We start from the raw sequence: 26,875 nt of genomic DNA, 5'->3' as shown, positions 1-26,875 counted from the left end.
GACCTAACAACAATATCTGGTTCCTGAAATGACGAAGATCACCTCGTTGCCCGCCGATGACAGTACCTGCGGCTGGTACCACCTGAGCAAAGGCCGGCGCATCCAACCTGCGCACAGCGGCCATAGCCACGCCCGCTGGGTGGTGGTCGGCGCCGGCTTTACCGGCCTGGCTGCCGCACGCCAGCTGGCCGAGCACTTCCCGGACGAGCAGATCGTATTGCTCGAAGCCCAGGAAGTGGGCTTCGGCTCGTCAGGTCGCAACGCGGGCTTTGCCATCGACTTGCCCCACGATATTGGCGCCGACGACTACATCGGCGATATCGGCATCGCCAAGACCGTGCTCAAGCTCAACCTGAGCGGCCAGAACTTGCTCAAGCAGCTGGTCGAGCGCTACGCCATCGACTGCCAGATGAAGCACTGCGGCAAGTACCAGGCCGCCGTGGAGCCACGCGGCATCGCCGTGCTCGACGCCTACCGCCGCGGCCTCGACAAGCTCGGCCAGCCCTGGCAGATGATCGAGCAGAACGAGCTGCCCGAGCACATCGGCACGCACTTCTACCGCAAGGCCCTGTTCACCCCCGGCACCTCGTTGATCCAGCCTGCGGCGCTGGTCAAGGGCCTGGCCGACAGCCTGCCAACCAACGTCAGCCTGTACGAGAACACCCCGATCACTGAGGTGGAGTACGGCGCCAAGACCGTGCTCAAGCACGCCAACGGCTCGATCACCGCCGACAAGCTGCTGCTCACCACCAACGCCTTCGGCATGAGCTTTGGCTTTCTCAAGGGCCGCATGCTGCCGGTGTTCACCTACGCCAGCCTGACCCGGCCGATGACCACCGAGGAGCAGGCGCGCCTGGGCGGCAAGCCTTACTGGGGGCTGATTCCGGCCGACCCGTTCGGCACCACGGTGCGGCGCACCCCGGACAACCGCCTGCTGGTGCGCAACAGTTTCAGCTTCAACCCCGACGGGCGCGCCCAGAGCAAATACCTGGAGCGCTTTGCCCCACGCCACCGCGACTCGTTCGAGCGGCGCTTCCCGATGCTCTCGGGCATGCCGTTCGAATACACCTGGGGCGGGGCGCTGGCGATGTCGCGTAACCACCTGGGGTATTTCGGGCAGTTGGCGCCGAACGTCTACGGCGCCTTGTGCTGCAACGGCCTGGGGGTGACCCGCGGTACCGCCACCGGCAAGTTGCTGGCCGACTGGCTGGCCGGTGAAAAGAACGAGCTGATCGACTTTGTGCTGAATTCGCCGGGGCCGTGCGCCAACCCGCCGGCAGCGCTGACCTCACTGGGTTTGAACTTCAACTTGAAATGGGGCCAGTTCCGCGCCGGCAAAGAAAGTTAATTAAAGCAAGGCAGTAAAGGTAAGGAAGTATCGGCTGGGTATTGATGACCCGGCGCAAGCGTTCTATTGCGTGCTGTTTCTGTTCGAAGGGCAACTTCGAACTTCACGGGGCTGAAAGTCTATTTCGGCATCGCGGGTTCGTTCGCCCTGAAAACAGGCTGCGTTTGATGTTGGCTGGAGAAAACAATGACAACCACCCCTGTATCGATCGAAGATGTTCCGCTTAACCGCTTTCACCAATTTCTGACTATCCGTTCGGGCGGTGGCTCGTTTGTCGACGGTTATGTACTGAGCATCATCGGCGTGGCCATGGTGCAGATGGCCGCAGGCCTGTCCCTGAGCAGCTTCTGGCAGGGCATGATCGCAGCCTCGGCACTGATCGGGATTTTCTTCGGCGGCTTTTTCGGCGGTTGGCTGACCGACCGCTTCGGCCGCAAGCGCGTGTTCTTCGTGGGCCCGACCCTGTTCATCCTCGCCTCCTTGGCCCAGCTGTGGGTGGAGTCGGCGCTGGCGCTGTTCCTGTTGCGCTTTGTCATCGGCATTGCCGTGGGCATCGAGTACCCGGTGGCCACCTCGCTGCTGGTGGAATTCCTGCCCAAGAAGAACCGCGGCCCGCGCCTGGCCACCCTGACCGTGCTGTGGTTTGCCGGCGCCGCCACGGCCTACGTGGTGGGCGAGGCGCTGCTGCGCCATGGCGGTGACGATGCCTGGCGCCTGGTGCTGGCCAGCGCTGCGGTAATCGGTGCGATTCTGTTCATCATTCGCCTGGGCACCCCGGAGTCGCCGCGCTGGCTGCTCAGCAAGGGCCGTAGCCAAGAGGCCGAGCAGGTGATCAAGGCGGTGTACGGCGAGCAGTTCTCGCTGCGCAACCTGCCCGAAGAGCCCAAGACCCGCAAGCTGTCGTTCTTGAGCCTGCTGCACGCCGGCTACGGCAAGCGCATGCTGTTCGTCACCATGTTCTGGACCTGCTCGGTGATCCCGGTGTTCGCCGTCTACGCCTTCGCACCGAAAGTATTGGGCGCGCTCAACCTCAAGGGCGACTGGGCCTCCATCGGCTCGGTGGCGATCACCTTCCTGTTCGTGGTCGGCTGCATCATCGGCACCCGCCTTTTGAACACCCTTGGGCGGCGCACCACGCTGCTGCACAGCTTCTTCTGGTCGGGCCTGGCCCTGCTGGGTTTGGGCGCGTTCAGCAATGGCGCCGAGATGCTCATCCTGGTGCTGTTCGGCGCCTACGCGCTGTTCATCGGCGGCGCCCAGGTGCTGCAACTGGTCTACCCCAACGAACTGTTCCCCACCGAAATCCGCGCCTGCGCGGTGGGTGTGGGCACCTCGATGTCGCGTATCGGCGCGGCGGTGGGCACTTGGCTTGTGCCCATGGCGCTGGATAGCTACGGCATTGGCGCCACCATGTACGCCGCGGCGGTGGTGACATTCGTCGGTTTGGCGTTCTCCATTGCCCTGGCGCCGGAAACCCGCTCGCTGAACCTGCAACAAGCTGCTTCGCTGAATTGAGCCACCCTTGCCGGGGTGGCCCCGGCAAGTTCCGAAAACGAACAACTGCACAAGAAACAACGGAGATCCCCATGAAATTCGAAGGCATCTACACCCCGGCAATCACCCCCCTGGCCGCTGACGGCTCGATCGACAAGGCGGCCTTCGCCGAGGTGCTCGAGTACCTGGTGGAATCGAAGATCCACGGTGTGATCATCGGTGGCTCCACCGGCGAGTACTACGCCCACACCACCCAGGAGCGCATCGAACTGGCCGCCCAGGCCAAGGACGTGCTGAACGGCCGCCTGCCGCTGATCGTCGGCACCGGTGGCATCCGCACCGAAGACGCCGTGGCCTTCGCCAGCCACGCCAAGGAAATCAAGGCCGACGCGCTGCTGGTGGGCACCCCGCCGTACGCCCTGCCAACCCAGCAGGAAATCGCCCTGCACGTCAAAGCCGTGGATGCTGCCGCAGGCCTGCCGATCATGCTCTACAACTACCCAGGCCGCATGAGCGTGAGCATGGGCGAGGAGTTCTTCGACGCCGTGGCCGACGTGAAGAACATCGTCGCCATCAAGGAGAGTTCCGGTGACATGGCCCAGCTGCACCGCCTGGCCATCAAGCGCCCGAACATCCAGCTGTCCTGTGGCTGGGACGACCAGGCCCTGGAATTCTTCGCCTGGGGCGCGCAGAGCTGGGTGTGCGCCGGTTCCAACTTCATCCCGCGCGAACACGTAGCCCTGTATGAGGCCTGCGTGCTGGAGAAGAACTTCGACAAGGGCCGCAAGATCATGGCCGCGATGATGCCGCTGATGGACTTCCTCGAAGGTGGCAAGTTCGTCCAGGCGATCAAGAACGGCGTGGCCCTCAACGGCCTGAAAACCGGTGGCGTGCGCAAGCCGCTGTACGACCTCGACGCTGGCGAGAAAGAAGAACTCAAGCGCGTGGTCAGCGAACTCAAGGCCACCATCGCACAGATCAAATAAGGAGCCTGCAGACATGGCTGATTTGCTGAGCAAGGAACAATACGCGGCCATCGCCGCCGACCTGCAACTGCGCACCAAGGCGTTCATCGACGGTGAATTCCGCGATGCCATTTCGGGCAAGACCTTCGTCACCACCAACCCGGCGACCGGCGAAAAGCTCGCTGAAGTTGCCGCCTGTGATGTCAACGACGTCAACGTTGCCGTGGCTGCCGCCAAGCGCGTGTTCGAAGAAGGCACCTGGTCGAAGATGCAGCCGAACGACCGCAAGCACGTGCTGCAGAAGTTCGCCCAACTGCTCGAAGACAACGCCCACGAACTGGCGGTGCTGGAAGCGCTGGACAGCGGCAAGCCGGTCAGCGAGTGCCAGAACGTCGATGTGCCGGAAACCATCCACACCATTCGCTGGCACGCCGAGCTGATCGACAAGATCTACGACGCTACCGCCCCGACCGGCAATGCTGCCGTGACCATGGTGGTGCGTGAAGCCATCGGCGTGGTCGGCCTGGTGCTGCCGTGGAACTTCCCGCTGCTGATGCTGGCCTGGAAGATCGCCCCGTCGCTGGCCGCCGGTTGCTCGATCGTGGTCAAGCCGGCCAAGGAAACCACCCTCAGCGCCCTGCGCGTGGTGGAGCTGGCGCACCAGGCCGGCATTCCGCCAGGCGTGTTCAACCTGGTGCCTGGCGGTGGCCGTGAAGTGGGCGAGGCCATCGGCCGCCACATGGACATCCCGATGGTCAGCTTCACCGGCTCCACCGACACTGGCCGCCTGTTCCTCAAGTACGCTGCCGAGTCCAACCTCAAGCGCATCGTCCTGGAGCTGGGTGGCAAGAACCCGGCCGTGGTCATGAACGACTGTGAAGACCTGAACGAAGTCGCCGAGTTCGTCACCGCCGGTGCGTTCTGGAACATGGGCGAGAACTGCTCGGCGTCCTCGCGCCTGATCGTGCACAAGGATGTGAAGGACGAGCTGCTGAGCCTGATGGCCAAGCACCTCAAGGACTGGAAACTGGGCGACCCGATGGACCCGGACAACCGCCTGGGCGCGATGGTCAGCAAGTCGCACTTCGAGAAGGTCAAGTCGTACCTGGACTACGCCGCCGAGCACAAGCTCAACGTGGTGCAGGGCGGCCAGACCGAAGAAGGCCTGCGCGTGCAGCCGACCATCGTCGATGGCGTTACCCGCGACAACAAGCTGTTCGTCGAGGAGATCTTCGGGCCGATCCTGAGCGTGACCACGTTCGAGACCATCGACGAGGCCATTGAACTGGCCAACGACACCGTCTACGGCCTGGCGGCTTCGGCCTACACCGGCAGCCTGCGCAATGCGCTGCGTTTGTCGCGTGAGATCCGTGCCGGTGTGGTGACGGTCAACTGCTTCGGCGAGGGCGATGTCTCGACACCGTTCGGTGGTTACAAGGAGTCTGGCTTTGGTGGGCGTGACAAGTCGATCTGGGCCCACGACCAGTACACCGAGCTCAAGACCATCTGGATCAACGCCTCGTAATCCGGGCTGATTCCCTGTAGAAGCCGGCTTGCCGGCGATGGCGTCCGGCCAGGCAACCACGCTGCCTGGGCCGGCCTCATCGCCGGCAAGCCGGCTCCTACAAGGGGTCAAATACCGGCCTGCTACTTGAACTTCGGCCCCGAGCGGGTATTGAGCCCCTTGGCCATGCGGTCATACAGCACCACATTCACCGTCGCGGCCAGGTTCATGCAGCCCTGGGTCGGGATGTAGATGGTCTCTTCGCACCACCCCCGCACCTCTTCGCTCAGCGAGCCATCCTCTGGCCCGAAGATATAGATCGCCCGGTCCGGGTGGGTGTATTCAGGCAGCGGCCGCGCGCCGTCCACCAGTTCTACCGCCACCGGCGTGCAACCCAGCGGGATGATGCGCTGCAAATCGTCGATGCCGATCAGCGGGATGTCGTAGTGCACGCGCTTGGTGTCGGTGACGAAGTCACGGGCACGCTCGTAGCGCTTGCCGGTGTAGAACACCGAATTGACCCCATAGCAGCCCGCCGCCCGCATCACCGAGCCTACGTTTTCGGCAGATTTGGGGTTGAACAGGCCGATGCAGCTGTACCGTTTGTTCGCCACGAGTCGGGGCCCTTCGCAAAAAAGAGCGCGATTATACGGGCTTGCCGACCCCGGGGGCGACCGTCAGTCCTTCTTCGGCCGCGCGTCGTGGTAGCAGGCTATTGTCGGCACGCAGGTGAAGCCAAGCGGCGGCGTGGATTGCCACTGCATTCCACGGGTGGTGGCTTATTGATGGCGTCGGCCTTTTCTGATAGATACACCACACAATATGCCAGGGCACGTCTGTCGACTCTTTTGTCAAAACGTCCGTTGTTTTTGCGCATGGTCATCGCCAAAAACGCTCTGGGAAACGCTTGGAATGCAAGGAAATGGACTATGAGCATAACCACCAATATCCCAGGAAATTTGAAGGATTACAGTTTCAGCAAGGTCGGCAGCGACATCCTCATTCGTGAAATAAACAACCCGACCAATACCTACACAGCCAGCGGCGGCCTCAAGATCTCATTCGCCGACGCCAGCATTTCCACCATGGTCAGGGCGGGTAACACCTACATCTATGGCGATGAGACTGGCAACACCATCACCTGGGACGGCGATACGCTAGGTGCGGTCTATGGGGGGGCAGGCAATGACACGCTCATCAGTGGTGCGTTCGGTGATTCTCTAGACGGCCGGGATGGCAACGACACACTCTACGGCGGCTTGGGCAATGACTCCCTGCAAGGCGGTGCGGGCGATGACATCGTCTACGGCGACGAAGGCGATGACGTTATCCAGGGCGGTGTAGGCAATGACACCCTGTACGGCGGCGAAGGCAATGACAGCATGTGGGGCGACGAAGGTGATGACATCATCTACGGCGGTGCAGGGGATGACAAACTCTACAGCGGCGACGGCCTCTATGGTAATGACATCCTGGACGGCGGCGAAGGCAATGACTTCCTCAAAGGCGGCGTAGGCAATGACAAACTCTATGGCGGCGCAGGCGATGACTACCTCAACGGCGGGGCGGGTGACAACATCCTTGTCGGCGGCGCGGGCAACGACACCTATGTAGTCAACGGTGCCAACGAGCAGATCATCGAAAATGCCGGCGAAGGCACCGATCGCGTCGAGTCCTCGATCACCTGGGCCCTTGGCGACAATCTGGAAAACCTCACGCTTACCGGCAACAACGCCATCAACGGCACGGGTAACGCGCAGGACAACGTCATTATCGGCAATGATGCCGCCAATATCCTCATCGGCGGTGCAGGCGATGACACCCTTGACGGTGGCAACGGCGATGACTACCTCGATGGCGGGGTAGGCGCCGATATCATCAAGGGCGGCGCAGGCAATGACACCTACGTTGTCGACAACGTCAACGACCAGGTCAGCGAAAATGCCGACGAAGGCACCGATGCAGTCTATGCCTCAGTCACCTGGACGCTTGGCGACAACCTCGAAAACCTCACCCTGACTGGCGAAAACGCCATCAACGGTACCGGTAACGGGCTGGATAACATCATCACCGGCAACGATGCTGGCAACATCCTCAATGGCGGAGCAGGTGATGATTACCTCGACGGTGGTGCGGGTGCCGACACCCTTGTCGGCGGTACTGGCAATGATTCCTACGTTGTCGAGAACGCCCGCGACCAGATCATCGAGTTAGCCGATGAAGGCATCGACTCCGTTGAGTCATCAGTCAGCTGGACGCTTGGTGAAAATCTGGAACACCTCACCCTTGTGGGTGACCAGGCCATCAATGGCACGGGTAACGACCTGGACAATGTCATCTTTGGCAACGATGCCAGCAACACCCTCAGTGGCGGCGCAGGCAATGACATCCTTGATGGCGGCAAGGGCGCGGACAAGCTGATCGGCGGCGCAGGCGATGACGCCTACACCGTTGACCTGATCGTCAAAGGTAAAGGCGCGTCCGCGACCTTGGTGCTGGAAGATACAGTCACCGAAAACGTCAATGGCGGTGATGACACCCTGAAACTGCGTGTTGAAGGCGATGTGCTGGCTCAGCTCAAGGATGACCTGAAAACGGCCAAAACCAGTGTGGTGACCCTGGCTGCCAACCTGGAGCACCTCGACGCCAGTGGCACCGGTGATATCGCCCTCAACCTGGTTGGCCACAAGAACGCCAAGTCCCTGACCGGTAATGCCGGGGCCAACACCCTTGATGGCAAAGGCGGAGCAGCCGAGCTGGCCGGCCTCGCTGGCGATGACACCTATGTCATCAATACCCAGAGCGACCTGGCCCGTGTTGTCGAAAACGCCGGCGAAGGTAACGACACCTTGCAGGTCGTTTTCAAAAGTACTGCCGCCAAGGGCGAACGAACCGTCATCGACCTTGCAGATACCCACGTCGAGAACATCAACCTGACCGGTGCGGGCCTGTTCCAGTTGCTTGGTAACGAGGCCGATAACCGGCTGTCCGCCAACAGCTCGGGCACCGTGATGGCCGGGGGGCTGGGGGATGACACCTACGTGCTCAAGCACAAGGACGATGTGATCACTGAAAACGAAGGTGAAGGCAACGACACCGTCGAAACGTCGTTGTTGAGCATCGACCTGACGCTTGCCAAGTTTGCCAACGTGGAAAACGTCACCCTGAGCGGCAAGGCCGCCCTCAACGCTACCGGTAATGCTCAAGCCAACATCCTGATCGGCAACGATGGCAACAACACCCTCGACGGTGGCCTCAACAGCAGCGGTTTTGACACCTTGCGCGGCGGCAAGGGCAACGATACCTACGTGTTGCATAACGCCGGTGACGTGGTGGAAGAACTTGCCAATGAGGGCATCGATACCCTTGTCAGCAACACGCTCGACATAGAGCTTGCAGGCTACGCCAACGTCGAAAACGTCACCCTGACTGGCGGTCTCGACCTCAACGCCACTGGCAGTGATCTGGCCAATACCCTGATCGGTAACGAGGGCGCGAACAAGCTCGACGGCGGCAAGGGGGTGGACAAGTTGATCGGCGGCGCAGGCGATGACGCCTACACCGTTGACCTGATCGTCAAAGGCAAAGGCGCGTCCGCGACCTTGGTGCTGGAAGATACAGTCACCGAAAACGTCAATGGCGGTGATGACACCCTGAAACTGCGTGTTGAAGGCGATGTGCTGGCTCAGCTCAAGGATGACCTGAAAACGGCCAAAACCAGTGTGGTGACCCTGGCTGCCAACCTGGAGCACCTCGACGCCAGTGGCACCGGTGATATCGCCCTCAACCTGGTTGGCCACAAGAACGCCAAGTCCCTGACCGGTAATGCCGGGGCCAACACCCTTGATGGCAAAGGCGGTGCAGCCGAGCTGGCCGGCCTCGCTGGCGATGACACCTATGTCATCAATACCCAGAGCGACCTGGCCCGTGTTGTCGAAAACGCCGGCGAAGGTAACGACACCTTGCAGGTTGTTTTCAAAAGTACTGCCGCCAAGGGCGAACGAACCGTCATCGACCTTGCAGATACCCACGTCGAGAACATCAACCTGACCGGTGCGGGCCTGTTCCAGTTGCTTGGTAACGAGGCCGATAACCGGCTGTCCGCCAACAGCTCGGGCACCGTGATGGCCGGGGGGCTGGGGGATGACACCTACGTGCTCAAGCACAAGGACGATGTGATCACTGAAAACGAAGGTGAAGGCAACGACACCGTCGAAACGTCGTTGTTGAGCATCGACCTGGCGCTTGCCAAGTTTGCCAACGTGGAAAACGTCACCCTGAGCGGCAAGGCCGCCCTCAACGCTACTGGTAATGCTCAAGCCAACATCCTGATCGGCAACGATGGCAACAACACCCTCGACGGTGGCCTCAACAGCAGCGGTTTTGACACCTTGCGCGGCGGCAAGGGCAACGATACCTACGTGTTGCATAACGCCGGTGACGTGGTGGAAGAACTTGCCAATGAGGGCATCGATACCCTTGTCAGCAACACGCTCGACATAGAGCTTGCAGGCTACGCCAACGTCGAAAACGTCACCCTGACTGGCGGTCTCGACCTCAACGCCACTGGCAATGAGCTGGCCAATACCCTCTCGGGTAACGATGGCCGCAACATTCTTGACGGTGGCAGGGGCGTGGACAAGCTGATCGGCGGCAAGGGCGACGATACCTACGTGGTTGACCTGGTCACCAAGGGTAAACCCGGTAGCTACAGCGTCGCTCTCGAAGACAGCATCATCGAGAAAGCCGGCAAAGACGAAGGTGCTAACGACACCCTGCAATTGCGCGGTGAAGCAAACCTTGAGAAAGCCACTACCCTGACCCTGGCTGCCAACCTGGAGCATCTTGACGCCAGCCAGACAGGCAGCACCAAACTGAACCTGGCCGGCAACGCAGCGAACAATATCCTCACCGGTAACGCCGCCGACAACATCCTCAACGGCGGTGCTGGTAATGACACGTTGTACGGTGGCGATGGTGACGACATCCTGATTGGCGGTGCCGGAACCGACCACATGACAGGCGGTGCGGGCAAAGACATCTTCAAGTTCGCTTCGCTCATCGATCTGGGGCTTGCCGCCAAAGGCACCCAGGATGTCATTGAAGACTTCAGCAGAGCCGACGGTGACAAGATCGACTTTTCGGCACTCAAGGGTTTCACCTGGCTAGACCAGAACAACGACGGATTGCTCGGCAAAGCTGCCAAGCAGCTGTGGTGGGAAACCTTGAAGGATGACAACGGAAATGACTACGTCATGCTGCATGGCAGCACTGACAAGGATGCCGATGCAGAGTTTTCCATCCAGCTGGTCGGTATTTCCGACTTGAGCAAAGAGGACTTTATCGGATTGTTGTAACCCACCCCGACCGATGGCTGCCGAGCAAGCGGCCCGCACTTAAAAACCGGCAAACTTGCGTTTGCCGGTTTTTTTGTAAGTGTCCGATGGTTGTCTCTCGCACAGCCGTGGCTTGGCAACGCCAAAGAGTATTGAAGACTTCAATACTCGACGTTTCTTTTTGTGCTCACTTCTTCATCAGTTCAGCGAGCGCTGCGAATGGATTATGGGTTGCGACCGCGGCTTTGGGCGAGCTCAGGGATGATTCCGAGAAATACTGCTGGTCGGTGTAGCGCGAGTGTTCGTTGTCGTGGCAGTACAGGCACAGCAGCTCCCAGTTGGAGCCGTCCTGGGGGTTGTTGTCGTGGTTGTGGTCACGGTGGTGCACGGTCAGCTCCGACAGGCGCTTGCCGGAGAACTCGCGGGCGCAGCGGCCGCACACGTGGGGGTACATTTTCAGCGCCTTGTCGCGGTAACCCATTTCCTTGTCGCGCTTGGCGTCGGCGAGGATGCGGTCGAGGCGGGCGGTGGCGGCGGAGGGGGAGCTCATGGTGTTACCTTTTTGATTATCAGGCTTGAATGACGGTTATGCCCTTGAGTCTAGCGCGCCAGTGGCGTGGACGGACAGGCGAAAACGCCGGAGTCGGCATAGCCTGTAACCAGGTTCCCGACAGGAGGCTGCCGATGTTGCCTGCAATCCTCGCCGCGTTGCTGCTGGCGGCTGTGCCCATGGCCCAGGCCGCCGGCCAGCAGGTCCGGCCGCTCACCCCCGCGCCCGGTGCCCCGGGTACACCCACGCCCACGCCTTACCCGCAGATCACCCCCAGCACGCCGCCCAAGGCCGGCGCCGGCCAGCCAGGGGCACCGCTGTTGCCGCCGATGCCCGTGCCCGGGCCGCCGAAGGACCAGCCGTTGCCGGGGTTGCAGCCGGAGCCGGCCAAGCAACCCGAGCGAGCGCCCCTGTAGGAGCCGGCTTGCCGGCGATAGGGCCGGTGAAGGTTATGGATGGCACCGGCTGCGCCGGTGATCGCCGGCAAGCCGGCTCCTACAGTGGGAGTGTCAGGCTTTACGCCAGGCGTTGGCCATCTTGCATGCGCAAGCGCTTCGACAGCGTCACCGCCAGCGCGCGGATGATCCGCGCGGCTATGCGCGGCGCTTCGTTGAGCATCTTGTCCAGCGAGTCCTTGCCCAGGGTCAGCAACTGGCACTGGCTGGCCGCCACGCACGTAGCCGAGCGCCGCTCGCCGTCAAGCACGGCCATTTCACCGAACGCCCGGCCGCTGCGCAGGGTGGCGACTTCGCCTTGCGCGCCATGGCCGTCGGTCTTGCGTACCGACACCACGCCGTGGTGCAGGATGCACATGAAGGTACCGGCATCGCCTTCGCTGAAGATGGTTTGGCCTTCGTCGATGGTGCTCAGGCTGAAATAGCCGGCGGCGGTGAGAAAGTCGCCGGGCTGGAGGGTGTCGAACAGGCCGCAATCCATGAGCATGTCGCGGATTTCGGCGTGCAGGTGCAGTTCTTCTGGCATGGGTTGTTCTTCTTCGAATGTCTGGGAGGCACTGCAGGGCCCCTGTGGCAGCAACTGGCTTGTGCTGCCTGAACCGGCCTCATCGCCGGCAAGCCGGCTCCTACAGTGAAGCTCATGCAATCCCTGTGGGAGCGGGTTTACCCGCGAACACGGGCGAAGCCCGTGCCATCCACAGCGGCGTCTGCTTCGCGGGCAAGCCCGCTCCCACAGGGACTGCGTCACCTCAGCTCGGGTGACCGAAGCCTATGACAACGAAAAACCCGTTTTACACAACGCCCAGCTCATTGAAGACGAACGCGTACTCCAGTGCCACGTCGCGCAGCCCCTGGTAGCGCCCGCTCATGCCGCCGTGGCCGGCGCCCATCTCGGTCTTGAGCAGCAACAGGTGGTTGTCGGTCTTAAGGGTGCGCAGGCGCGCCACCCACTTGGCTGCTTCCCAGTACTGCACGCGGCTGTCGTTGTAGCCGGCGATCACCAGCATGGCCGGGTAGGGCTGGGCCTTGACGTTCTCGTACGGGGCGTAGGCCTTGATCCGCGCGTACACCTCGGGCTCCTCGGGGTTGCCCCATTCGTCGTACTCGGTGACGGTCAGCGGCAGCTCGGGGTCGAGCATGGTGTTGAGCACATCGACGAACGGCACCTCGGCGATGGCGCAACGGAACAGCTCGGGGCGCAGGTTGAGTACCGCGCCCATCAGCAGGCCGCCAGCGCTGCCGCCGCTGATGGCCAGGTGTTGGCTGTCGGTAACGCCGCTTTCGATCAAATGCTCGGCGCAGGCGATGAAGTCGTCGAAGCTGTTGTGCTTGTGCTCCTGCTTGCCGGCCCGGTACCAGGCTTCGCCCAGCTCGCCGCCGCCGCGCACATGCGCGATGGCAAAGGCCACGCCGCGCTCCAGCAGGCTCAGGCGGGCGTGGGAGAACCATGGGTCGAGGCTCTCGCCGTAGGCGCCGTAGCCGTACAGATAAAGCGGTACGCGCTTGCCCAGGTCGCTGCGGCGGCGCACCAGGCTGATCGGCACCCGGGTGCCGTCCTTGGCCTGTGCCCAAAGACGCTCGCTGACGTAGTCGTCGGCATCGAAGGCGCCGAGCACCGGGGTTTGCTTGAGCACCTGCTGCGCGCCCGTGGCCAGGTCCAGCTGGCGCACCTGGGCCGGGCGGTTGAGCGCCTCATAGCGCAGGCGGATGCGCGTGCTGGCGAACTCCAGGCTGTCCTGTACGTACAGGCTGTAGGCGGCGTCGGGCAGTTCGACCCGGTAAGGCGCCAGGCCCTCGGGGCGTACCTCGATGATCGGCAGGCCGCCTTCGCGCAGGCTCAGGGTCAGTGCCGAGGCGTTCAGGCTCAGGCCCTCGAGCATCACATCATCGCGGTGCGCCACCAGCACCTGCCAGTCGTCGCGGGTCGGTATCGCACTGGCGGGGGCGTGGTACAGGGCGAAGTTGATGCCTTGCTGGTTGCTGCGGATGAACCAGTGCCACTGGCCGTCGAGCTGGCCGTGGTCGGGGAAGTATTCATGGCCTTCGACCCGTGGTGCCAGGCAGGCAAAGGCGGCCTGCGGGGTGGCGGCGTCGAGCACCCAGGCTTCGCTGGTGGTCTTGCTGTTGAGCAGCAGCACCAATTGGCGCTCGGAGCTTGCCCGGTAGCAGTGCAGGAAGAAGCGCCCGTCGGGCTCTTCGAACACGGTGCTGGCGCCGGTTTCGCCGAGGGTGTGGCGGCGCAGGCGCCAGGGGCGGTGGGTGTCGTCCAGTTCGGCAAAAAACAGCGTCTGGTTGTCGTTGGCCCAGGTCATGCTGCCGTCGCAGTCGTCGAAGGGCAGGGTGGTCAGGGCGCCGCTGGCCAAATCTTTTACGTACAGGGTGTAGACCTCGTCGCCGCTGGTGTCGAGGCTGTAGGCCAGCAGGCGGTGGTCGGGGCTTATGTTGAACGCGCCCAGCGACAGGAAGCCGCCGTTGGCCAGGGCGTTAGGGTCGAGCAGCAGCTCTTCGCGGCTTTGGTCGACGCTGTTGCTGTCGTCGGCCGGGCGCGGGCAGCGGTAGTGGCGCGGGTATTCGTCGCCGGCGGTGGTGCGGGTGTAGTAGAGGTACGGGCCCCAGGGCGAGGGCAGCGACAGGTCGGTTTCGAGGATGCGGCCCTTGATCTCTTCGAACAGCTGTTCGCGCAAGGGCGCCTGGTCGGCCAGGCAGGCTTGCTGGTAGGCGTTTTCCTGTTCCAGGTAGGCCAGTACTTCGGGGGTGTCGCGTTGTTGCAGCCAGGCGTAGGGGTCGTTGCCGGGGGCCTGGTGGGCGATGGGGGGCTTGATGGGCATTCGCTGTCTCATGATTGGGGGCAGCCTGTGCCGGCCTCATCGCGGGCAAGCCCGCTCCTACAGGGGGTCAGTGCTATCGAGGCCTGTGCAATCCTGTGGGAGCGGGCTTGCCCGCGAATGGGGCCGGCGCGGTCCTGAACGGGTATAGGGGGCGCCTGCGCCGGTAAAAGTGTTTATCATAGGCGTCTCTTTGCCTGGCTTGCACGAACACCATGACCGAACACGACTATCTGTTGGCCTGGGGCCTATACGCCGTCGCCGCCCTGGGTTGCCTGCTGGTGGCTTTCAAGTTCACCGGCTGGATGTGGCGCTGGCTGCGCGAGCCGCTGCGGGTGATCGTCGCCGTGCTGTTGCTCAGCCCGACCATCGTCGACCCGGTCAAGGAAAGCTTCGCCCCGGCCATCGCCATCACCGCGCTGGACGTTGCTTTCAAGGTGGGCAACAACGCCTGGCGCGCCGCCTCCGACCTTGCCATGTACGGCATGTTCGCCTTCGCCCTTTACATTGTCTTCGTGCTGATTCGCTGGCCGCTGGAAAAACGCGCCCGCGAGCGCCGCGCACTGCGTGAAGCCGCCGCCAAGCGCCAGACCCAGGAAGACGACGAAGTGATGGTCGACGCCCCGGTGGCCGCCGCGCGGCAGGACCGCTACCGCGAAGAACCTGCTGCCGAGCCGGTACGCCGCAGCGGCCCCGGCCAGGGCCGGGTCGAACCCCGTCTGTAACCAGGAGCCGCGAACATGTGCGAACTGCTGGGCATGAGCGCCAACGTCCCCACCGACATCGTCTTCAGCTTCACCGGCCTGATGCAGCGCGGTGGCCGCACCGGCCCGCACCGTGACGGCTGGGGCATCGGCTTCTACGAAGGGCGCGGCCTGCGCCTGTTCCAGGACCCGGCGGCGAGCAGCGAGTCGGAGGTGGCCAACCTGGTGCAACGCTACCCGATCAAGAGCGAAGTGGTCATCGGCCATATCCGCCAGGCCAACGTCGGCAAGGTCTGCCTGTCCAACACCCACCCGTTCGTGCGCGAGCTGTGGGGCCGCAACTGGTGCTTTGCGCACAACGGCCAGCTGGGCCAGTTCAGCGGCCTGCGTACCTTCTACCGGCCGATTGGCGACACCGACAGCGAAGCGGCCTTCTGCGACTTGCTCAACCGCATTCGTGAAGCCTTCCCCGAGCCTGTGGAGGCCGAGCAACTGCTGCCGGTGCTGGTCGAGGCCTGCGCCGAATACCGCGGCAAGGGCGTGTTCAACTGCCTGCTCAGCGACGGCGACTGGCTGTTCTGCTTCTGCTCGACCAAGCTGGTGCACATTACCCGCCGCGCGCCGTTTGGCGCCGCACGGCTCAAGGATGTCGACCTGATCGTCGACTTTCACACGCAAACAACCCCCAACGACGTGGTCACGGTGATCGCCACCGAGGCGTTGACCGAAAACGAGACCTGGAACCGCTACGAGCCCGGCCAATGGGCGCTGTGGCGCCATGGCGAGTGCGTCGCCCACGGGCAAAGCCAAGGACGCTGAATGTTCAGAAGTTACCTGCGGTTGCTGTTGTTCACCTTCGGCCTGCTGGCTGGTATTCAGGTGCCTGGGCTGGTCAATGACTACAGCCAGCGGGTCGAGGCGCATTTGCTCGAGTCGCGCCAGGCGCTCGATGGCTTCAAGCAGACCGCCCAGCGCTTCTTCAACGGCGACCTGCAGGCGCTGGTGCGGCATTACCGCAGCAGTGACGACCCGGTGTTCAACAGCGATGCCAACAGCATCGACAGCCTGCTGATCCGCAACCAGCTGCTGGAGCACGAGTGGCAGGCGCTGCAAGGCTCGTGGTTTGGTCGCACCTGGCATGTGCTGGTGCAGCCGGAGCCGGCGCTGCGTGAAGAGACGCTAAAGGGCTACAGCTACCAGGTGCTGCTGGTGCCCGAGGCGATTGGTTGGGGCGTGGGTGCCGGCTTTGTGCTGGCGTTCGTGGTCGAAAGCCTGTTGCTGGTGATTGGCTGGGTGGTGCTGGGCGGGCGGCGCAAGGCCGTCAAAGAGAGCTGGCGCTAAAAGTATCGGATGCAACGCGGCCTGTGTAGGAGCGGCCTTGTGTCGCGAAAGGGTCGCGCAGCGGCCCCAGATTCTTTGCATCATGCAAGACGGTCGGGGCCGCTGCGCAGCCCTTTCGCGACACAAGGCCGCTCCTACCAAGGCGAGTGGTGCACCGGCCTGACTACTTGGACAGATACCTCATGCCGTCCTCCAACCCCTGCAAGGTCAGCGGGAACATCCGGTCCTCGATCAAGTCCCGCACCAGGTGGGTGGAGGCTGTGTAATCCCAGGTTTGCCTGGGGTACGGGTTGATCCAGATGATCTTTTTGAATTTCTCCATGAAGCGCTGCATCCACACATAGCCGGCTTCTTCGTTCCAGTGCTCGACGCTGCCGCCCGGCTGGGTGATCTCGTAGGGCGCCATGGCCGCGTCGCCGACGAACACCACCTTGTAGTCATCGCCGTACTTGTGCAGCAAGTCGAAGGTGGAGTACCGCTCCGAGGTGCGGCGCAGGTTGTTCTTCCACACCGACTCATAGATGAAGTTGTGGAAGTAGTAGTACTCCAGGTGCTTGAACTCGGTCTTGCAGGCCGAGAACAGCTCTTCGCACACCTTCACGTGGGCGTCCATCGAGCCGCCGATGTCGAACAGCAACAGCAGCTTCACCGTATTGCGCCGCTCGGGGCGCATCTGGATGTTCAGCAAACCTGCGTCACGCGCGGTGTGGTCGATGGTGCCGTCGATGTCCAGCTCTTCGGCTGCGCCTTCGCGGGCGAACTTGCGCAGCCGGCGCAGGGCCAGCTTGATGTTGCGCGTGCCCAGTTCGACCTGGTCGTCGAGGTTCTTGTACTCGCGCTGGTCCCACACCTTCACCGCCTTGCCCTGGCGCTTGCCGGCCTCGCCCACGCGGATCCCCTCGGGGTTGAAACCGCCGGAGCCGAACGGGCTGGTGCCGCCGGTGCCGATCCACTTGTTGCCGCCGGCGTGGCGTTCCTTTTGCTCTTCGAGGCGCTTTTTGAACTCTTCGATGAGTTTGTCCAGCCCGCCCAGGGATTGGATCTGCGCGCGTTCCTCGTCGCTCAGCGAGCGTTCGAACTCCTTGCGCAGCCATTCGTCGGGGATCAGCGCCTCGATATGCCGGTCGAGGTTTTCAAGGCCCTTGAAGTAGGCGGCAAAAGCCCGGTCGAACTTGTCGAAGTGGCGTTCGTCCTTCACCAGGATGGCGCGGGCGAGGTAGTAGAACTCGTCCATGTCGGCAAACACCACGCGCTTTTGCAGGGCGTGGTGCAGGTCGAGCAGCTCGCGCACCGACACCGGCACCTTGGCCGCGCGCATTTCATTGAACAGGTTGAGCAGCATGGCCCGGCTCCTGTCAGCGGTTGCCGCGCCGGCTCATGAAGGCCAGGCGCTCGAGCAACTGCACGTCCTGTTCGTTCTTCACCAGGGCGCCGGCCAGTGGCGGAATGGCCTTGGTCGGGTCGCGTTCGCGCAGCACCGCCTCGCCGATATTGTCGGCCATCAGCAGTTTCAGCCAGTCGACCAGCTCGGAGGTGGAGGGCTTTTTCTTCAGGCCCGGCACCTTGCGCACGTCGAAGAACACGTCCAGCGCCTCGCTGACCAGCGACTGGCTGATGTTGGGGTAGTGCACGTCGACGATCTGCTGCAGGGTGTTGCGGTCGGGGAAGGCGATGTAGTGGAAGAAGCAGCGGCGCAGGAAGGCGTCGGGCAGCTCTTTTTCGTTGTTGGAGGTGATGATGATGATCGGGCGCTGTTTGGCCTTGATGGTCTCGTCGATTTCGTAGACGTAGAACTCCATCTTGTCGAGTTCCTGCAACAGGTCGTTAGGGAACTCGATGTCGGCCTTGTCGATTTCGTCGATCAGCAGGATCACCCGCTCATCGGCCTCGAAGGCCTCCCACAGCTTGCCCTTTTTCAGGTAGTTGCGTACGTCGTGGACCTTGTCCACGCCCAGTTGCGAGTCGCGCAGGCGGCTGACCGCGTCGTACTCGTACAGGCCCTGGTGGGCCTTGGTGGTGGACTTGATGTGCCAGGTGATCAGGCGCGCGCCGAAGGAAGCCGCCAGCTGTTCGGCGAGCATGGTCTTGCCGGTGCCCGGCTCGCCCTTGACCAGCAGCGGGCGTTCCAGGGTGATGGCCGCGTTCACCGCCAGTTTCAGGTCGTCTGTGGCGACGTAGTCGCGGGTGCCTTCGAACTTCATGAAGCGATCCTCAGAGGTAGGCCTGTGCGGGCCCTTTCGCGGGTAAACCCGCTCCCACAGGTATTGCGCCGCTTCAAGCGAATGCACCGTACCTGTGGGAGCGGGTTTACCCGCGAAGGGGCCCGCACAGACGACACGATATTCAAGATTTCAAACGACTATAACGTGCGGTTCGGCGACTGAAAACGCAGACCGGGTATTCAGTCCCTGAATGGCCCGTCACCCGCGCTTCAGTCGGAATCAGGCTTGGGCTGCTCATAGCGTGCATTGAACGCCTGGATGAACCCGTTGCGCAGGATCTGCAAAAACGCCTCGAAGGCGCTGATATCCTGCTGGTGCACGCTGCCGCTGAGCTCTACGCGGGTGGCGAACTGGTTCTTGCGCTGGTTCTTCAGCACGGTCTCGCTGGCCCCCACCAGCGCCTCCCACACCGAACGCAAGATGCCTTTGTTGCGGTTCTCGACGTCCTGCTGCCAGTTGAACACGTCCACATCCCGCAGCAGCGGCTTGATATAGCCATTGAGCCGGCCGTCCAGCGCATCGGCTTCGATCACCAGGTCACCGTGCCCGGCATTGAAGTCGAACTTGCCATAGGCGCTGGCAAAGTCGTTGAGCCGGCGCAGCTCGATGCCGGTGGCGCGCAGGCGGAACTGAAAGTCGTCGAAGTCGCTGAACGGGTCGAAGGTTGCGCTGCTTTCGACCCGGGCATCGCCCAACAGCACGGCGGTGGCGTCGAAGCTGGCGTCGCGCCGGCCCTTCGGGTCGCGCACGTTGGTCAGGTTGCGGATGCTGGCGTCCAGCTGGGTGGCCTTGAGATTGACCGGCGGCTGCGAGGTGAAGTTGCGAAAGCTCAGGGTGCCTTGTTCGATGCGTACTTCATCGAGGGTGATGGGTACCAGCTTTTCCAATTGCTGGCGCCAGTCGGTGCCCTGGCCGGTCTGGGAGTCCTGCTGGTTGCCGCCGTCGACGAAGTTGAGTTGTGGCTGCGCGAAGATGACCTTGGCCACCACCGCGTGGTCGTACCACAGCGAATGCCAGCTCACCGACAGGTCGATCAGCGGCGCGTCCAGCAGCGGCACCGGCACCTTGCCGGTCACCTTGACGATTTTCAGGCCGTTGATCTTGTAGGCCCCGCGCCACCAGGCCAGGTCCACGTCGGCCACCTGGCCGTGGTAGTCGCCCATGCTGGCAAGTTTGTCGTTCAGATAGTCGCGCACCAGGTACGGCAGCGCCAGGTGCAGCGCCACCAGCAGCACCAGCAGGCTGCCCAGGGTGATCAGCGGCCAGCGGTAGCGGGCTTTCATCGGTGCGTTCTCCGCGCCAGGGTGAGCGGTTGACCGCAGGTGGCGTCGGCGAGTTCGAACGGGCTTTACGCACCTGTGCTGCAGGCTTAACCTTTCGTATTCAGTTGCATCACTCGAACCCCCAAGGACCCTGCCATGAGCCGTATCTACGCAGACAACGCCCACTCCATCGGCAACACGCCGCTGGTGCAGATCAACCGCATCGCCCCGCGCGGGGTGACCATCCTGGCCAAGATCGAAGGGCGCAACCCGGGCTACTCGGTCAAATGCCGGATCGGCGCGAACATGGTCTGGGACGCCGAAAGCAGCGGCAAGCTCAAGCCGGGCATGACCATCGTCGAGCCCACCTCGGGCAACACCGGCATTGGCCTGGCCTTCGTCGCCGCCGCCCGTGGTTACAAGCTGATGCTGACCATGCCGGCCTCGATGAGCCTGGAGCGGCGCAAGGTGCTCAAGGCCCTGGGCGCTGAACTGGTGCTGACCGAGCCTGCCAAGGGCATGAAGGGCGCCATCGAGAAGGCCAACGAGATCGTCGCCTCGGACCCTGCCCAGTACTTCCTGCCGGGCCAGTTTGAAAACCCGGCCAACCCGGCCATTCACGAAAAGACCACCGGCCCGGAAATCTGGAATGACACCGACGGCGCGGTGGACGTGCTGGTGGCTGGCGTGGGTACCGGCGGTACCATTACCGGCGTGTCGCGCTACATCAAGCACACCCAGGGCAAGTCGATCCTGTCGGTGGCGGTGGAGCCGGCAAGCTCGCCGCTGATCAGCCAGACCCTGGCCGGCGCAGAGCTCACGCCCAGCCCGCACAAGATCCAGGGCATTGGCGCAGGTTTTGTGCCGAAGAACCTCGACCTGTCGATCGTCGACCAGGTGGAGACGGTGACCGATGAAGAGTCCAAGGCCATGGCCATCCGCCTGATGCAGGAGGAGGGGATTCTGTGTGGTATTTCCTGCGGCGCGGCCATGGCGGTGGCGGTACGCCTGGCCGAGAAGCCGGAGATGCAGGGCAAGACCATCGTGGTGATTTTGCCGGACTCCGGCGAGCGCTACCTGTCGAGCATGCTGTTCAGCGACCTGTTCAGCGAGCAGGAAACCCAGCAGTAACCCTGTAGGAGCCGGCTTGCCGGCGATCACCGGCGCAGCCGGTGCCCTGTACCGGGTTGCCTGCTTCGCGGTGGTCCGGCACTCCGGAAACCCGCTCCCACAGAAAAGCCGGGCAGTGGTTTCGATCAGTCCTCACCGCTGATCCGGCGCAATATCCCTTCCTGCCGTTTATTGCACAATCTGTGACTAAAGCCTTGCGCCCCCGGTGGTTTGTCCCGGGGGCGGATGGGTTTATGATGTCCGGCTATCCGGGGATGGCCTGATTTCCCCTCCAAGGAGTGTTGCATGACCTTTTCCTTCGTCGCCAAGGCCGGTGTGCTGCTGGTGTTCATCGCCAGCGTGCTGTTCGTGCACCTGCGCGGCAAGGCGCGCCTGCCGGTGCTGCGCCAGTTCGTCAACCATTCGGCGCTGTTCGCCCCGTACAACGCGCTGATGTACCTGTTCTCGGGTGTGCCGTCCAAGCCCTACCTCGACCGCCAGCGCTTCCCCGAGCTGGACGTGCTCAAGGATAACTGGCAAACCATCCGCGAGGAGGCCATGCGCCTGTTCGACGAGGGCTACATCCGCGCCGCAGAAAAAGACAACGACGCAGGCTTTGGCTCGTTCTTCAAGAAGGGCTGGAAGCGCTTTTACCTGAAGTGGTACGACAAACCGCTGCCCTCGGCCGAAGCGCTGTGCCCGAAAACTGTCGAGCTGGTCAGCAGCATCCCCAACGTCAAGGGCGCGATGTTCGCCCTGTTGCCCGGCGGCAGCCACCTGAACCCGCACCGCGACCCGTTCGCCGGTTCCCTGCGTTACCACCTGGGCCTGACCACGCCGAACTCCGATGCCTGCCGCATCTACGTCGACGGCCAGCCCTACGCCTGGCGTGACGGTGAGGATGTGATGTTCGATGAAACCTACGTGCACTGGGTGAAGAACGAGACCGACGTCACCCGGGTGATCCTGTTCTGCGACGTCGAGCGCCCGCTCAACAGCCCGCTGATGACCCGCATCAACCGCCAGGTCAGCGCCTTCCTTGGCCGCGCCACCGCGCCGCAGAACACCGACGACGAGCGCGTGGGCGGGATCAACCAGGCCTATGCCTGGAGCAAGCGCTTCAGCAATGTCATCAGCGCGCGGGTGAAAACCTTCAAGCGCGCGAACCCCAAGGCCTACCGCGTGCTGCGGCCGGTGCTGGCGGTGGTGGTGGCTTACTTGTTGTACCGTTGGTTGTTCTGATTCGGTTGTAGTCTGCCCCGGCCTCATCGCCAGCAAGCCGGCTCCTACAGATTATGCACTTCCCCTGTAGGAGCCGGCTTGCCGGCGATGAGGCCCTGACAGGCTATTGCCGGATCCTGGATTCACCGTTATATTCCGAAACATTCCACTTCCCCTGAAGACCCACCCAATGCCAGCCACGCCAACCACCACCGCTTTTGCCCTTGCGCCAGTCGCGGGCATGGTCGTGCGCGGCAGCCAGCAGCCGGTCTTCATCAGTCACTATCCACCACCTGTCAGTGGCGTCGTAGGCGGCGTAGCTCCGCCTCCTTGCGTGGTCGTGCTGGGCTGAGCCCATTCACACCCGCAACCTACTGAACACGGTCGGCTATCCCTTCATTACGCGATAGATCCGCCCGTACGGCTTTCCTTGCCCATACAGGTGGCAATACATGTCTGTCTTCAACAAAGCATCCGTGGCCTCGGCGGCCACCACCAGCCTGTTCGTCCTGCTGTGGAGCAGCGGCGCGATCGTCTCCAAGCTTGGCCTGGCCCAGGCCAGCCCGTTCGCCTTCCTGCTGCTGCGCTCGGCGCTGGCGCTCAGCGGCCTGCTGCTGATCGGCCCGTTGCTGGGGCTGCGCTGGCCGCGCAGCCGTGGCGCGATTCTGCGGGCCCTGGGCACCGGCTGCGTGCTGCTGGGGGCCTACCAGATCTTCTACCTGCTGGCGCTCAATACCCATGTCACGCCGGGCGTGATGGCCACGGTGATGGGCGTGCAACCGATCCTTACCGTGGTGCTGATGGAGCGCCAGCGCTCATGGAGCCGGCTGTTCGGCCTGGCGCTGGGGCTCGGCGGGCTGGTGATGGTGGTGTACCAGGGCATCAACCTGGGCGGCGTGTCGCTGGCCGGCATGCTGTTCGCCCTGCTGGCGCTGGCCAGCATGACCGCAGGTTCCATCCTGCAAAAGCGCATCACCGACAACCCCATGGGCACCTTGCCGCTGCAATACCTTGCAGGCTTTGCCATGTGCGCGGTGTTTGCCCCGTTGCAGCCGCTGCAGGTGCAGTGGAGCGCCAGCTTCGTTGGCGCGCTGCTGTGGATGGGGCTGGTGGTGTCGTTGCTGGCGACCCTGCTGCTGTACCGGTTGATCGCCCGGGGCAACCTGGTCAATGTCACCAGCCTGTTCTACCTGGTGCCGGCGGTGACCGCGGTGATGGACTTCATCATCTTCGGTAACCGCCTGGCGCCGCTGAGCCTGCTGGGGATGGGGTTGATCGTGGTGGGGTTGTTGTTTGTGTTCCGTAAGCCGGCATTGAAGCCTGCCCAGGCCTGAAGGGCCTCTGTAGGAGCGGCCTTGTGTCGCGAAAGGACCGCAACGCGGTCCCACGGTCCATGCGTTGACGCAGAATCGGCGGGGCCGCTTTGCGGCCTTTTCGCGACACAAGGCCGCTCCTACACGACGGCGTTTCACTGCCGAGCGGGGCGCAACACCAGCCACAACGCCACACCAATCAGCACCCCGCCATACAGGTGCGCCATCGACAGCGGCTCGTCCAGCAGCCACGCCCCCCACAACACGCCGAACGCCGGGATCAGGAAGGTCACGGTGCTGGCCTTGACCGGGCCGATTTCGGCCAGCAGGCGGAAGTACAGGATGTAGGCAAAGGACGTGCACACCAGGCCCAGGCCCAGCAGCGACGCCCACACCTGCCAGCCGCCCCAGCTGGCAGGTGGCTGGGCCAGGGCGCTCCAGGCGAACAGCGGGGTCAGCAGCAAGGTGGCGCCGAGAATGCTGCCCAGTGCCGACAGGCGGCTGTCCAGCCCGCTGACCCAGCGCCGGGCAAGAAAACCGGCAAAGCCGTAGCAGGTGGTCGCTGCCAGGCACGCCAGGGCGCCCTGCAGCAGGGCCCAGTCCAGCGCCACGGGGCCGGCACCGCTGAGAATGCCGACGCCGAACAGGCCGAGGAAGATGCCGCACAGCTTGGGCAGGGTCATGGCTTCGCGGAAGAACAAGGCGCCGATCAGTACGCCCATCAGCGGCGTGGTGGCGTTGAAGATCGCCGAGTAGCCGGCCGGCAGTACCTGGGCGGCCACCGAATAGAAGGTCGCGGGGATGCCTGAGTTGATCATGCCCAGCACCAGGCAGGCGCCGAGCTTGCCCTGAAAGTCCCAGCGCACCCGCGCGGCGGCGAGGATTGCCACCAGCCCCAGGCAGGCGATCGACACCCGGAAGAACGCTGTGGGCACGGTGCCGAGTTCCGGGGCGATGATGCGCATGAACAGGAAACTCGCGCCCCAGACAGCGGCAAGGGTCAGCAGGCGGGCAAGGGCGATGGGGCTCACGGTGGTCTCCGGCGGTAGGGCAGGGGCGCGAGTGTACGTGAGGGAACGGGGGGATTCTTGTGCTTTCTTGCGGTGTATCACCCTACCGGCCCTATCGCGGGGCAAGCCCGCTCCCACATGGACCGCATGGCCTTAACGTCTGCGCGGTACCTGTAGGAGCCGGCTTGCCGGCGATGGGGCCGCTACGGGAAGCACAAGACAGTCTGCCTCGCATCGATCCGTGGGAGCGGGCTTGCCCCGCGATAGGGCCGAAACCCCTGCAGGCGGCTAAGCTCTGTGACTTACCCTGCATCGAGGCTTCGCGCATGACCCCCACCTGGCCCGCCGCCGATATCGCGCGGATGATCCTCGACGGCTTCGACGACTACCGCGAGCACTTCAGGTGTATCACCCTGGGCGCCCGCGAGCGCTTCGAACAGGCGCGCTGGCAAGACATCCAGCAGGCTGCGGCGGCGCGCATCAACCTGTACGAAGAACAGGTCGTCGAGGCGCGCGACCGGCTGCGCCAGGGTTTCGAGGCGCAGGTGCTGCTGGACGTCGAGCAATGGCCGCTGGTGAAGAACGCCTACATTCGCCTGATCGACCCGCGGCTGGACGATGAACTGTCGGAAACCTGGTACAACTCGCTGTTCTGCAGCCTGTTCAGCCATGACCTGATCAACGACGGCTGCATGTTCATCCACACCACCCGGCCATCGATGCGCGGCCGCGAGCGCGCTGCGCAAACCCGCACCTATCGCCCGGATGGCGGGCTTGACGGGCTGCTCAGGGCGGTTTTTGCCGATTACGTATTCGGCACGCCGTTCGCTGACCTGGAGGGCGACCTGGCCCGGCTGCAAGCGCAACTGCGTGAGTGCCTGCCGGACTGGGTGTGCAAGGACCCAACCCTGGCCCTGGAACTGTTCACCCCGGTGCTGTACCGCAACAAGGGCGCTTATCTTGTGGGCCGGTTGTACAACAGCGACGAGCAGTGGCCGCTGGTGATCCCGTTGCTGCACCGCGAGGGCCATGGCATCGAGGCCGACGCGCTGATCACCGATGAGGCCGAGGTGTCGATCATCTTCTCCTTCACCCGCTCGTACTTCATGGTCGATGTGCCGGTGCCGGCGGAGTTCGTCAACTTCCTCAAACGCATTCTGCCGGGCAAGCACATCGCCGAGCTGTACACCTCCATCGGCTTCTACAAGCATGGCAAGTCGGAGTTCTACCGTGCACTGATCAACCACCTGGCCGGCAGCGACGACCGCTTCGTCATGGCCCCGGGGGTGCGCGGTATGGTGATGAGCGTGTTCACCCTGCCGGGCTTCAACACCGTATTCAAGATCATCAAGGACCGCTTCTCGCCATCGAAGACGGTCGACCGGGCCACGGTGATCGAGAAATACCGCCTGGTGAAAAGCGTCGACCGTGTCGGGCGCATGGCCGATACCCAGGAGTTCGCCGATTTTCGCTTCCCGTTAGCCAAGTTCGAGCCCGAATGCCTGGCCGAGCTGCTGGAGGTGGCACCGTCCACAGTGGCGCTGGAGGGCGACACGGTGTTGATCCGCCACTGCTGGACCGAGCGGCGCATGACCCCGCTCAACCTATACCTGGAGCACGCCAGCGAAGCCCAGGTACTGGAGGCGCTTGAGGACTACGGGCTGGCGATCAAGCAACTGGCAGCGGCCAACATATTCCCCGGCGACATGCTGCTGAAAAACTTCGGCGTCACCCGCCATGGCCGGGTGGTGTTCTACGACTATGACGAGATCAGCTACCTGACCGAGGTGAACTTTCGCCATATTCCGCCGCCGCGCTACCCCGAGGACGAGATGTCTGGCGAGCCTTGGTATTCGATCGGGCCCCTAGACGTGTTCCCCGAGGAATTCCCGCCGTTCTTGTTTGCCGATATCGGCCAGCGGCGGCTGTTCAGCCGATTACATGGCGAGCTTTACGATGCCGATTATTGGCAGGGGCTGCAGGGGGCGATCCGGTCGGGGAAGGTGATCGATGTGTTTCCGTATCGGCGCAAGGGGCGTTAGGTAAAGCCCGAATGCGCTGGCGCGGAGTGTGGGAACAACTGTCTTGTCCAATTTTTGAAGGCAGACGCGCGCCCTGTGGGAGCGGGTGTACCGGAGTGCCGGACCACCGCGAAGCAGGCGACGCGATAGCTGGCACCGGCTCCGCCGGTGTTCGCGGGTAAACCCGCTCCCAC

At 63.1% G+C, this 26,875-nt stretch carries 22 protein-coding genes; 13 read left to right on the top strand and 9 right to left on the bottom strand.

Going from position 1 to position 26,875, the window contains the following annotated elements; all coding sequences use genetic code 11:
- The first annotated feature begins 28 nt into the window (after nucleotides 1-28).
- The 4 genes from ACI2KK_RS02375 (at nucleotide 29) to ACI2KK_RS02360 (ending at nucleotide 5,332) form a co-directional block, all read left to right on the top strand.
- Nucleotides 29-1,348, top strand: coding sequence for an NAD(P)/FAD-dependent oxidoreductase (locus ACI2KK_RS02375; RefSeq protein ID WP_404667729.1), 1,320 nt, complete (start codon nucleotides 29-31; stop codon nucleotides 1,346-1,348).
- A 186-nt stretch (nucleotides 1,349-1,534) separates the two neighbouring features.
- Nucleotides 1,535-2,863, top strand: coding sequence for an MFS transporter (locus ACI2KK_RS02370; RefSeq protein ID WP_404667728.1), 1,329 nt, complete (start codon nucleotides 1,535-1,537; stop codon nucleotides 2,861-2,863).
- A gap of 71 nt (nucleotides 2,864-2,934) precedes the next feature.
- Nucleotides 2,935-3,828 (top strand): dihydrodipicolinate synthase family protein, encoded by an 894-nt coding sequence (locus ACI2KK_RS02365; RefSeq protein WP_404667727.1) that lies wholly within the window; start codon nucleotides 2,935-2,937, stop codon nucleotides 3,826-3,828.
- 13 nt (nucleotides 3,829-3,841) lie between these two features.
- Nucleotides 3,842-5,332, top strand: coding sequence for an aldehyde dehydrogenase (locus ACI2KK_RS02360; protein WP_404667726.1), 1,491 nt, complete (start codon nucleotides 3,842-3,844; stop codon nucleotides 5,330-5,332).
- A gap of 122 nt (nucleotides 5,333-5,454) precedes the next feature.
- Here the strand turns inward: ACI2KK_RS02360 and ACI2KK_RS02355 are convergent, their stop codons facing one another.
- On the bottom strand, nucleotides 5,455-5,925 hold the full coding sequence (locus ACI2KK_RS02355; RefSeq protein WP_167059483.1) for an RNA methyltransferase: 471 nt from the start codon (nucleotides 5,923-5,925) through the stop codon (nucleotides 5,455-5,457).
- A 261-nt stretch (nucleotides 5,926-6,186) separates the two neighbouring features.
- Here ACI2KK_RS02355 and ACI2KK_RS02350 point away from each other — a divergent pair, with 261 nt between their 5' ends.
- A complete protein-coding gene (locus ACI2KK_RS02350) occupies nucleotides 6,187-10,668 on the top strand; it encodes a beta strand repeat-containing protein (protein WP_404667725.1) in 4,482 nt (1,493 codons plus the stop codon).
- Nucleotides 10,669-10,834: 166 nt separating this feature from the next.
- Here the strand turns inward: ACI2KK_RS02350 and ACI2KK_RS02345 are convergent, their stop codons facing one another.
- Nucleotides 10,835-11,197, bottom strand: coding sequence for a YajD family HNH nuclease (locus ACI2KK_RS02345; protein WP_404667724.1), 363 nt, complete (start codon nucleotides 11,195-11,197; stop codon nucleotides 10,835-10,837).
- A gap of 134 nt (nucleotides 11,198-11,331) precedes the next feature.
- Here ACI2KK_RS02345 and ACI2KK_RS02340 point away from each other — a divergent pair, with 134 nt between their 5' ends.
- Nucleotides 11,332-11,613, top strand: a complete 282-nt coding sequence (locus ACI2KK_RS02340; protein WP_404667723.1) for a hypothetical protein — start codon at nucleotides 11,332-11,334, stop codon at nucleotides 11,611-11,613.
- 100 nt (nucleotides 11,614-11,713) lie between these two features.
- Here ACI2KK_RS02340 and ACI2KK_RS02335 read toward each other — a convergent pair whose 3' ends face one another.
- Nucleotides 11,714-12,178 (bottom strand): cyclic nucleotide-binding domain-containing protein, encoded by a 465-nt coding sequence (locus ACI2KK_RS02335; RefSeq protein WP_404667722.1) that lies wholly within the window; start codon nucleotides 12,176-12,178, stop codon nucleotides 11,714-11,716.
- Nucleotides 12,179-12,443: 265 nt separating this feature from the next.
- Entirely contained in the window at nucleotides 12,444-14,480 is a 2,037-nt protein-coding gene (locus ACI2KK_RS02330) for a S9 family peptidase (RefSeq protein WP_404667721.1), read from the bottom strand.
- 212 nt (nucleotides 14,481-14,692) lie between these two features.
- Here ACI2KK_RS02330 and ACI2KK_RS02325 point away from each other — a divergent pair, with 212 nt between their 5' ends.
- The 3 genes from ACI2KK_RS02325 to ACI2KK_RS02315 are packed head-to-tail and all read left to right on the top strand — an operon-like array spanning nucleotide 14,693 to nucleotide 16,522.
- On the top strand, nucleotides 14,693-15,202 hold the full coding sequence (locus tag ACI2KK_RS02325) for an MFS transporter (protein ID WP_404667720.1): 510 nt from the start codon (nucleotides 14,693-14,695) through the stop codon (nucleotides 15,200-15,202).
- 15 nt (nucleotides 15,203-15,217) lie between these two features.
- A complete protein-coding gene (locus ACI2KK_RS02320) occupies nucleotides 15,218-16,000 on the top strand; it encodes a class II glutamine amidotransferase (protein ID WP_404667719.1) in 783 nt (260 codons plus the stop codon).
- Complete coding sequence (locus ACI2KK_RS02315; protein WP_369987664.1) at nucleotides 16,001-16,522, top strand: DUF2937 family protein; 522 nt, start codon at nucleotides 16,001-16,003, stop codon at nucleotides 16,520-16,522. It begins immediately after the preceding gene.
- Between the two features lie 163 nt (nucleotides 16,523-16,685).
- Here the strand turns inward: ACI2KK_RS02315 and ACI2KK_RS02310 are convergent, their stop codons facing one another.
- From ACI2KK_RS02310 to ACI2KK_RS02300, 3 genes are all read right to left on the bottom strand, one after another.
- Entirely contained in the window at nucleotides 16,686-17,864 is a 1,179-nt protein-coding gene (locus ACI2KK_RS02310; protein ID WP_404667718.1) for a VWA domain-containing protein, read from the bottom strand.
- Between the two features lie 13 nt (nucleotides 17,865-17,877).
- The gene (locus tag ACI2KK_RS02305) at nucleotides 17,878-18,723 is read right to left on the bottom strand and encodes a MoxR family ATPase (RefSeq protein ID WP_217886067.1); all 846 of its coding nucleotides are present in this window, start codon (nucleotides 18,721-18,723) and stop codon (nucleotides 17,878-17,880) included.
- 230 nt (nucleotides 18,724-18,953) lie between these two features.
- Complete coding sequence (locus ACI2KK_RS02300) at nucleotides 18,954-20,027, bottom strand: DUF748 domain-containing protein (protein ID WP_404667717.1); 1,074 nt, start codon at nucleotides 20,025-20,027, stop codon at nucleotides 18,954-18,956.
- 135 nt (nucleotides 20,028-20,162) lie between these two features.
- Between ACI2KK_RS02300 and cysK the strand changes: the two genes are divergently transcribed.
- Together cysK and ACI2KK_RS02290 are read left to right on the top strand one after the other, a co-directional pair.
- Entirely contained in the window at nucleotides 20,163-21,137 is a 975-nt protein-coding gene (cysK, locus tag ACI2KK_RS02295) for a cysteine synthase A (protein ID WP_404667716.1), read from the top strand.
- Between the two features lie 285 nt (nucleotides 21,138-21,422).
- Nucleotides 21,423-22,358 carry an aspartyl/asparaginyl beta-hydroxylase domain-containing protein gene (locus ACI2KK_RS02290; RefSeq protein ID WP_404667715.1) on the top strand — a complete coding sequence of 312 codons (936 nt, stop codon included), beginning with the start codon at nucleotides 21,423-21,425 and terminating at the stop codon, nucleotides 22,356-22,358.
- A 103-nt stretch (nucleotides 22,359-22,461) separates the two neighbouring features.
- Here ACI2KK_RS02290 and ACI2KK_RS02285 read toward each other — a convergent pair whose 3' ends face one another.
- On the bottom strand, nucleotides 22,462-22,620 hold the full coding sequence (locus tag ACI2KK_RS02285) for a hypothetical protein (RefSeq protein WP_404667714.1): 159 nt from the start codon (nucleotides 22,618-22,620) through the stop codon (nucleotides 22,462-22,464).
- 169 nt (nucleotides 22,621-22,789) lie between these two features.
- Between ACI2KK_RS02285 and ACI2KK_RS02280 the strand changes: the two genes are divergently transcribed.
- Complete coding sequence (locus ACI2KK_RS02280; protein ID WP_404667713.1) at nucleotides 22,790-23,671, top strand: DMT family transporter; 882 nt, start codon at nucleotides 22,790-22,792, stop codon at nucleotides 23,669-23,671.
- A 134-nt stretch (nucleotides 23,672-23,805) separates the two neighbouring features.
- Here the strand turns inward: ACI2KK_RS02280 and ACI2KK_RS02275 are convergent, their stop codons facing one another.
- Complete coding sequence (locus ACI2KK_RS02275; protein WP_404667712.1) at nucleotides 23,806-24,681, bottom strand: DMT family transporter; 876 nt, start codon at nucleotides 24,679-24,681, stop codon at nucleotides 23,806-23,808.
- Between the two features lie 305 nt (nucleotides 24,682-24,986).
- On the opposite strand from ACI2KK_RS02275, the gene aceK reads away from it, so the two are divergent.
- Nucleotides 24,987-26,702, top strand: coding sequence for a bifunctional isocitrate dehydrogenase kinase/phosphatase (gene aceK, locus ACI2KK_RS02270; protein WP_404667711.1), 1,716 nt, complete (start codon nucleotides 24,987-24,989; stop codon nucleotides 26,700-26,702).
- Nucleotides 26,703-26,875: the final 173 nt, after the last annotated feature.

This window comes from Pseudomonas sp. NPDC089406, from assembly GCF_044900265.1.
In the GTDB taxonomy this organism is placed as follows: domain Bacteria; phylum Pseudomonadota; class Gammaproteobacteria; order Pseudomonadales; family Pseudomonadaceae; genus Aquipseudomonas; species Aquipseudomonas fakonensis.
This window is presented reverse-complemented; position numbering and strand designations above follow the sequence as displayed.

Bases quoted from the DNA above. Each gene is read 5' to 3' on its own strand.
- ACI2KK_RS02375 (WP_404667729.1), top strand. From the start codon at position 29: ATGACGAAGATCACCTCGTTGCCCGCCGATGACAGTACCTGCGGCTGG.
- ACI2KK_RS02370 (WP_404667728.1), top strand. From the start codon at position 1,535: ATGACAACCACCCCTGTATCGATCGAAGATGTTCCGCTTAACCGCTTT.
- ACI2KK_RS02365 (WP_404667727.1), top strand. From the start codon at position 2,935: ATGAAATTCGAAGGCATCTACACCCCGGCAATCACCCCCCTGGCCGCT.
- ACI2KK_RS02360 (WP_404667726.1), top strand. From the start codon at position 3,842: ATGGCTGATTTGCTGAGCAAGGAACAATACGCGGCCATCGCCGCCGAC.
- ACI2KK_RS02350 (WP_404667725.1), top strand. From the start codon at position 6,187: ATGGTCATCGCCAAAAACGCTCTGGGAAACGCTTGGAATGCAAGGAAA.
- ACI2KK_RS02345 (WP_404667724.1), bottom strand. From the start codon at position 11,197: ATGAGCTCCCCCTCCGCCGCCACCGCCCGCCTCGACCGCATCCTCGCC.
- ACI2KK_RS02340 (WP_404667723.1), top strand. From the start codon at position 11,332: ATGTTGCCTGCAATCCTCGCCGCGTTGCTGCTGGCGGCTGTGCCCATG.
- ACI2KK_RS02335 (WP_404667722.1), bottom strand. From the start codon at position 12,178: ATGCCAGAAGAACTGCACCTGCACGCCGAAATCCGCGACATGCTCATG.
- ACI2KK_RS02330 (WP_404667721.1), bottom strand. From the start codon at position 14,480: ATGCCCATCAAGCCCCCCATCGCCCACCAGGCCCCCGGCAACGACCCC.
- ACI2KK_RS02325 (WP_404667720.1), top strand. From the start codon at position 14,693: ATGACCGAACACGACTATCTGTTGGCCTGGGGCCTATACGCCGTCGCC.
- ACI2KK_RS02320 (WP_404667719.1), top strand. From the start codon at position 15,218: ATGTGCGAACTGCTGGGCATGAGCGCCAACGTCCCCACCGACATCGTC.
- ACI2KK_RS02315 (WP_369987664.1), top strand. From the start codon at position 16,001: ATGTTCAGAAGTTACCTGCGGTTGCTGTTGTTCACCTTCGGCCTGCTG.
- ACI2KK_RS02310 (WP_404667718.1), bottom strand. From the start codon at position 17,864: ATGCTGCTCAACCTGTTCAATGAAATGCGCGCGGCCAAGGTGCCGGTG.
- ACI2KK_RS02305 (WP_217886067.1), bottom strand. From the start codon at position 18,723: ATGAAGTTCGAAGGCACCCGCGACTACGTCGCCACAGACGACCTGAAA.
- ACI2KK_RS02300 (WP_404667717.1), bottom strand. From the start codon at position 20,027: ATGAAAGCCCGCTACCGCTGGCCGCTGATCACCCTGGGCAGCCTGCTG.
- cysK (WP_404667716.1), top strand. From the start codon at position 20,163: ATGAGCCGTATCTACGCAGACAACGCCCACTCCATCGGCAACACGCCG.
- ACI2KK_RS02290 (WP_404667715.1), top strand. From the start codon at position 21,423: ATGACCTTTTCCTTCGTCGCCAAGGCCGGTGTGCTGCTGGTGTTCATC.
- ACI2KK_RS02280 (WP_404667713.1), top strand. From the start codon at position 22,790: ATGTCTGTCTTCAACAAAGCATCCGTGGCCTCGGCGGCCACCACCAGC.
- aceK (WP_404667711.1), top strand. From the start codon at position 24,987: ATGACCCCCACCTGGCCCGCCGCCGATATCGCGCGGATGATCCTCGAC.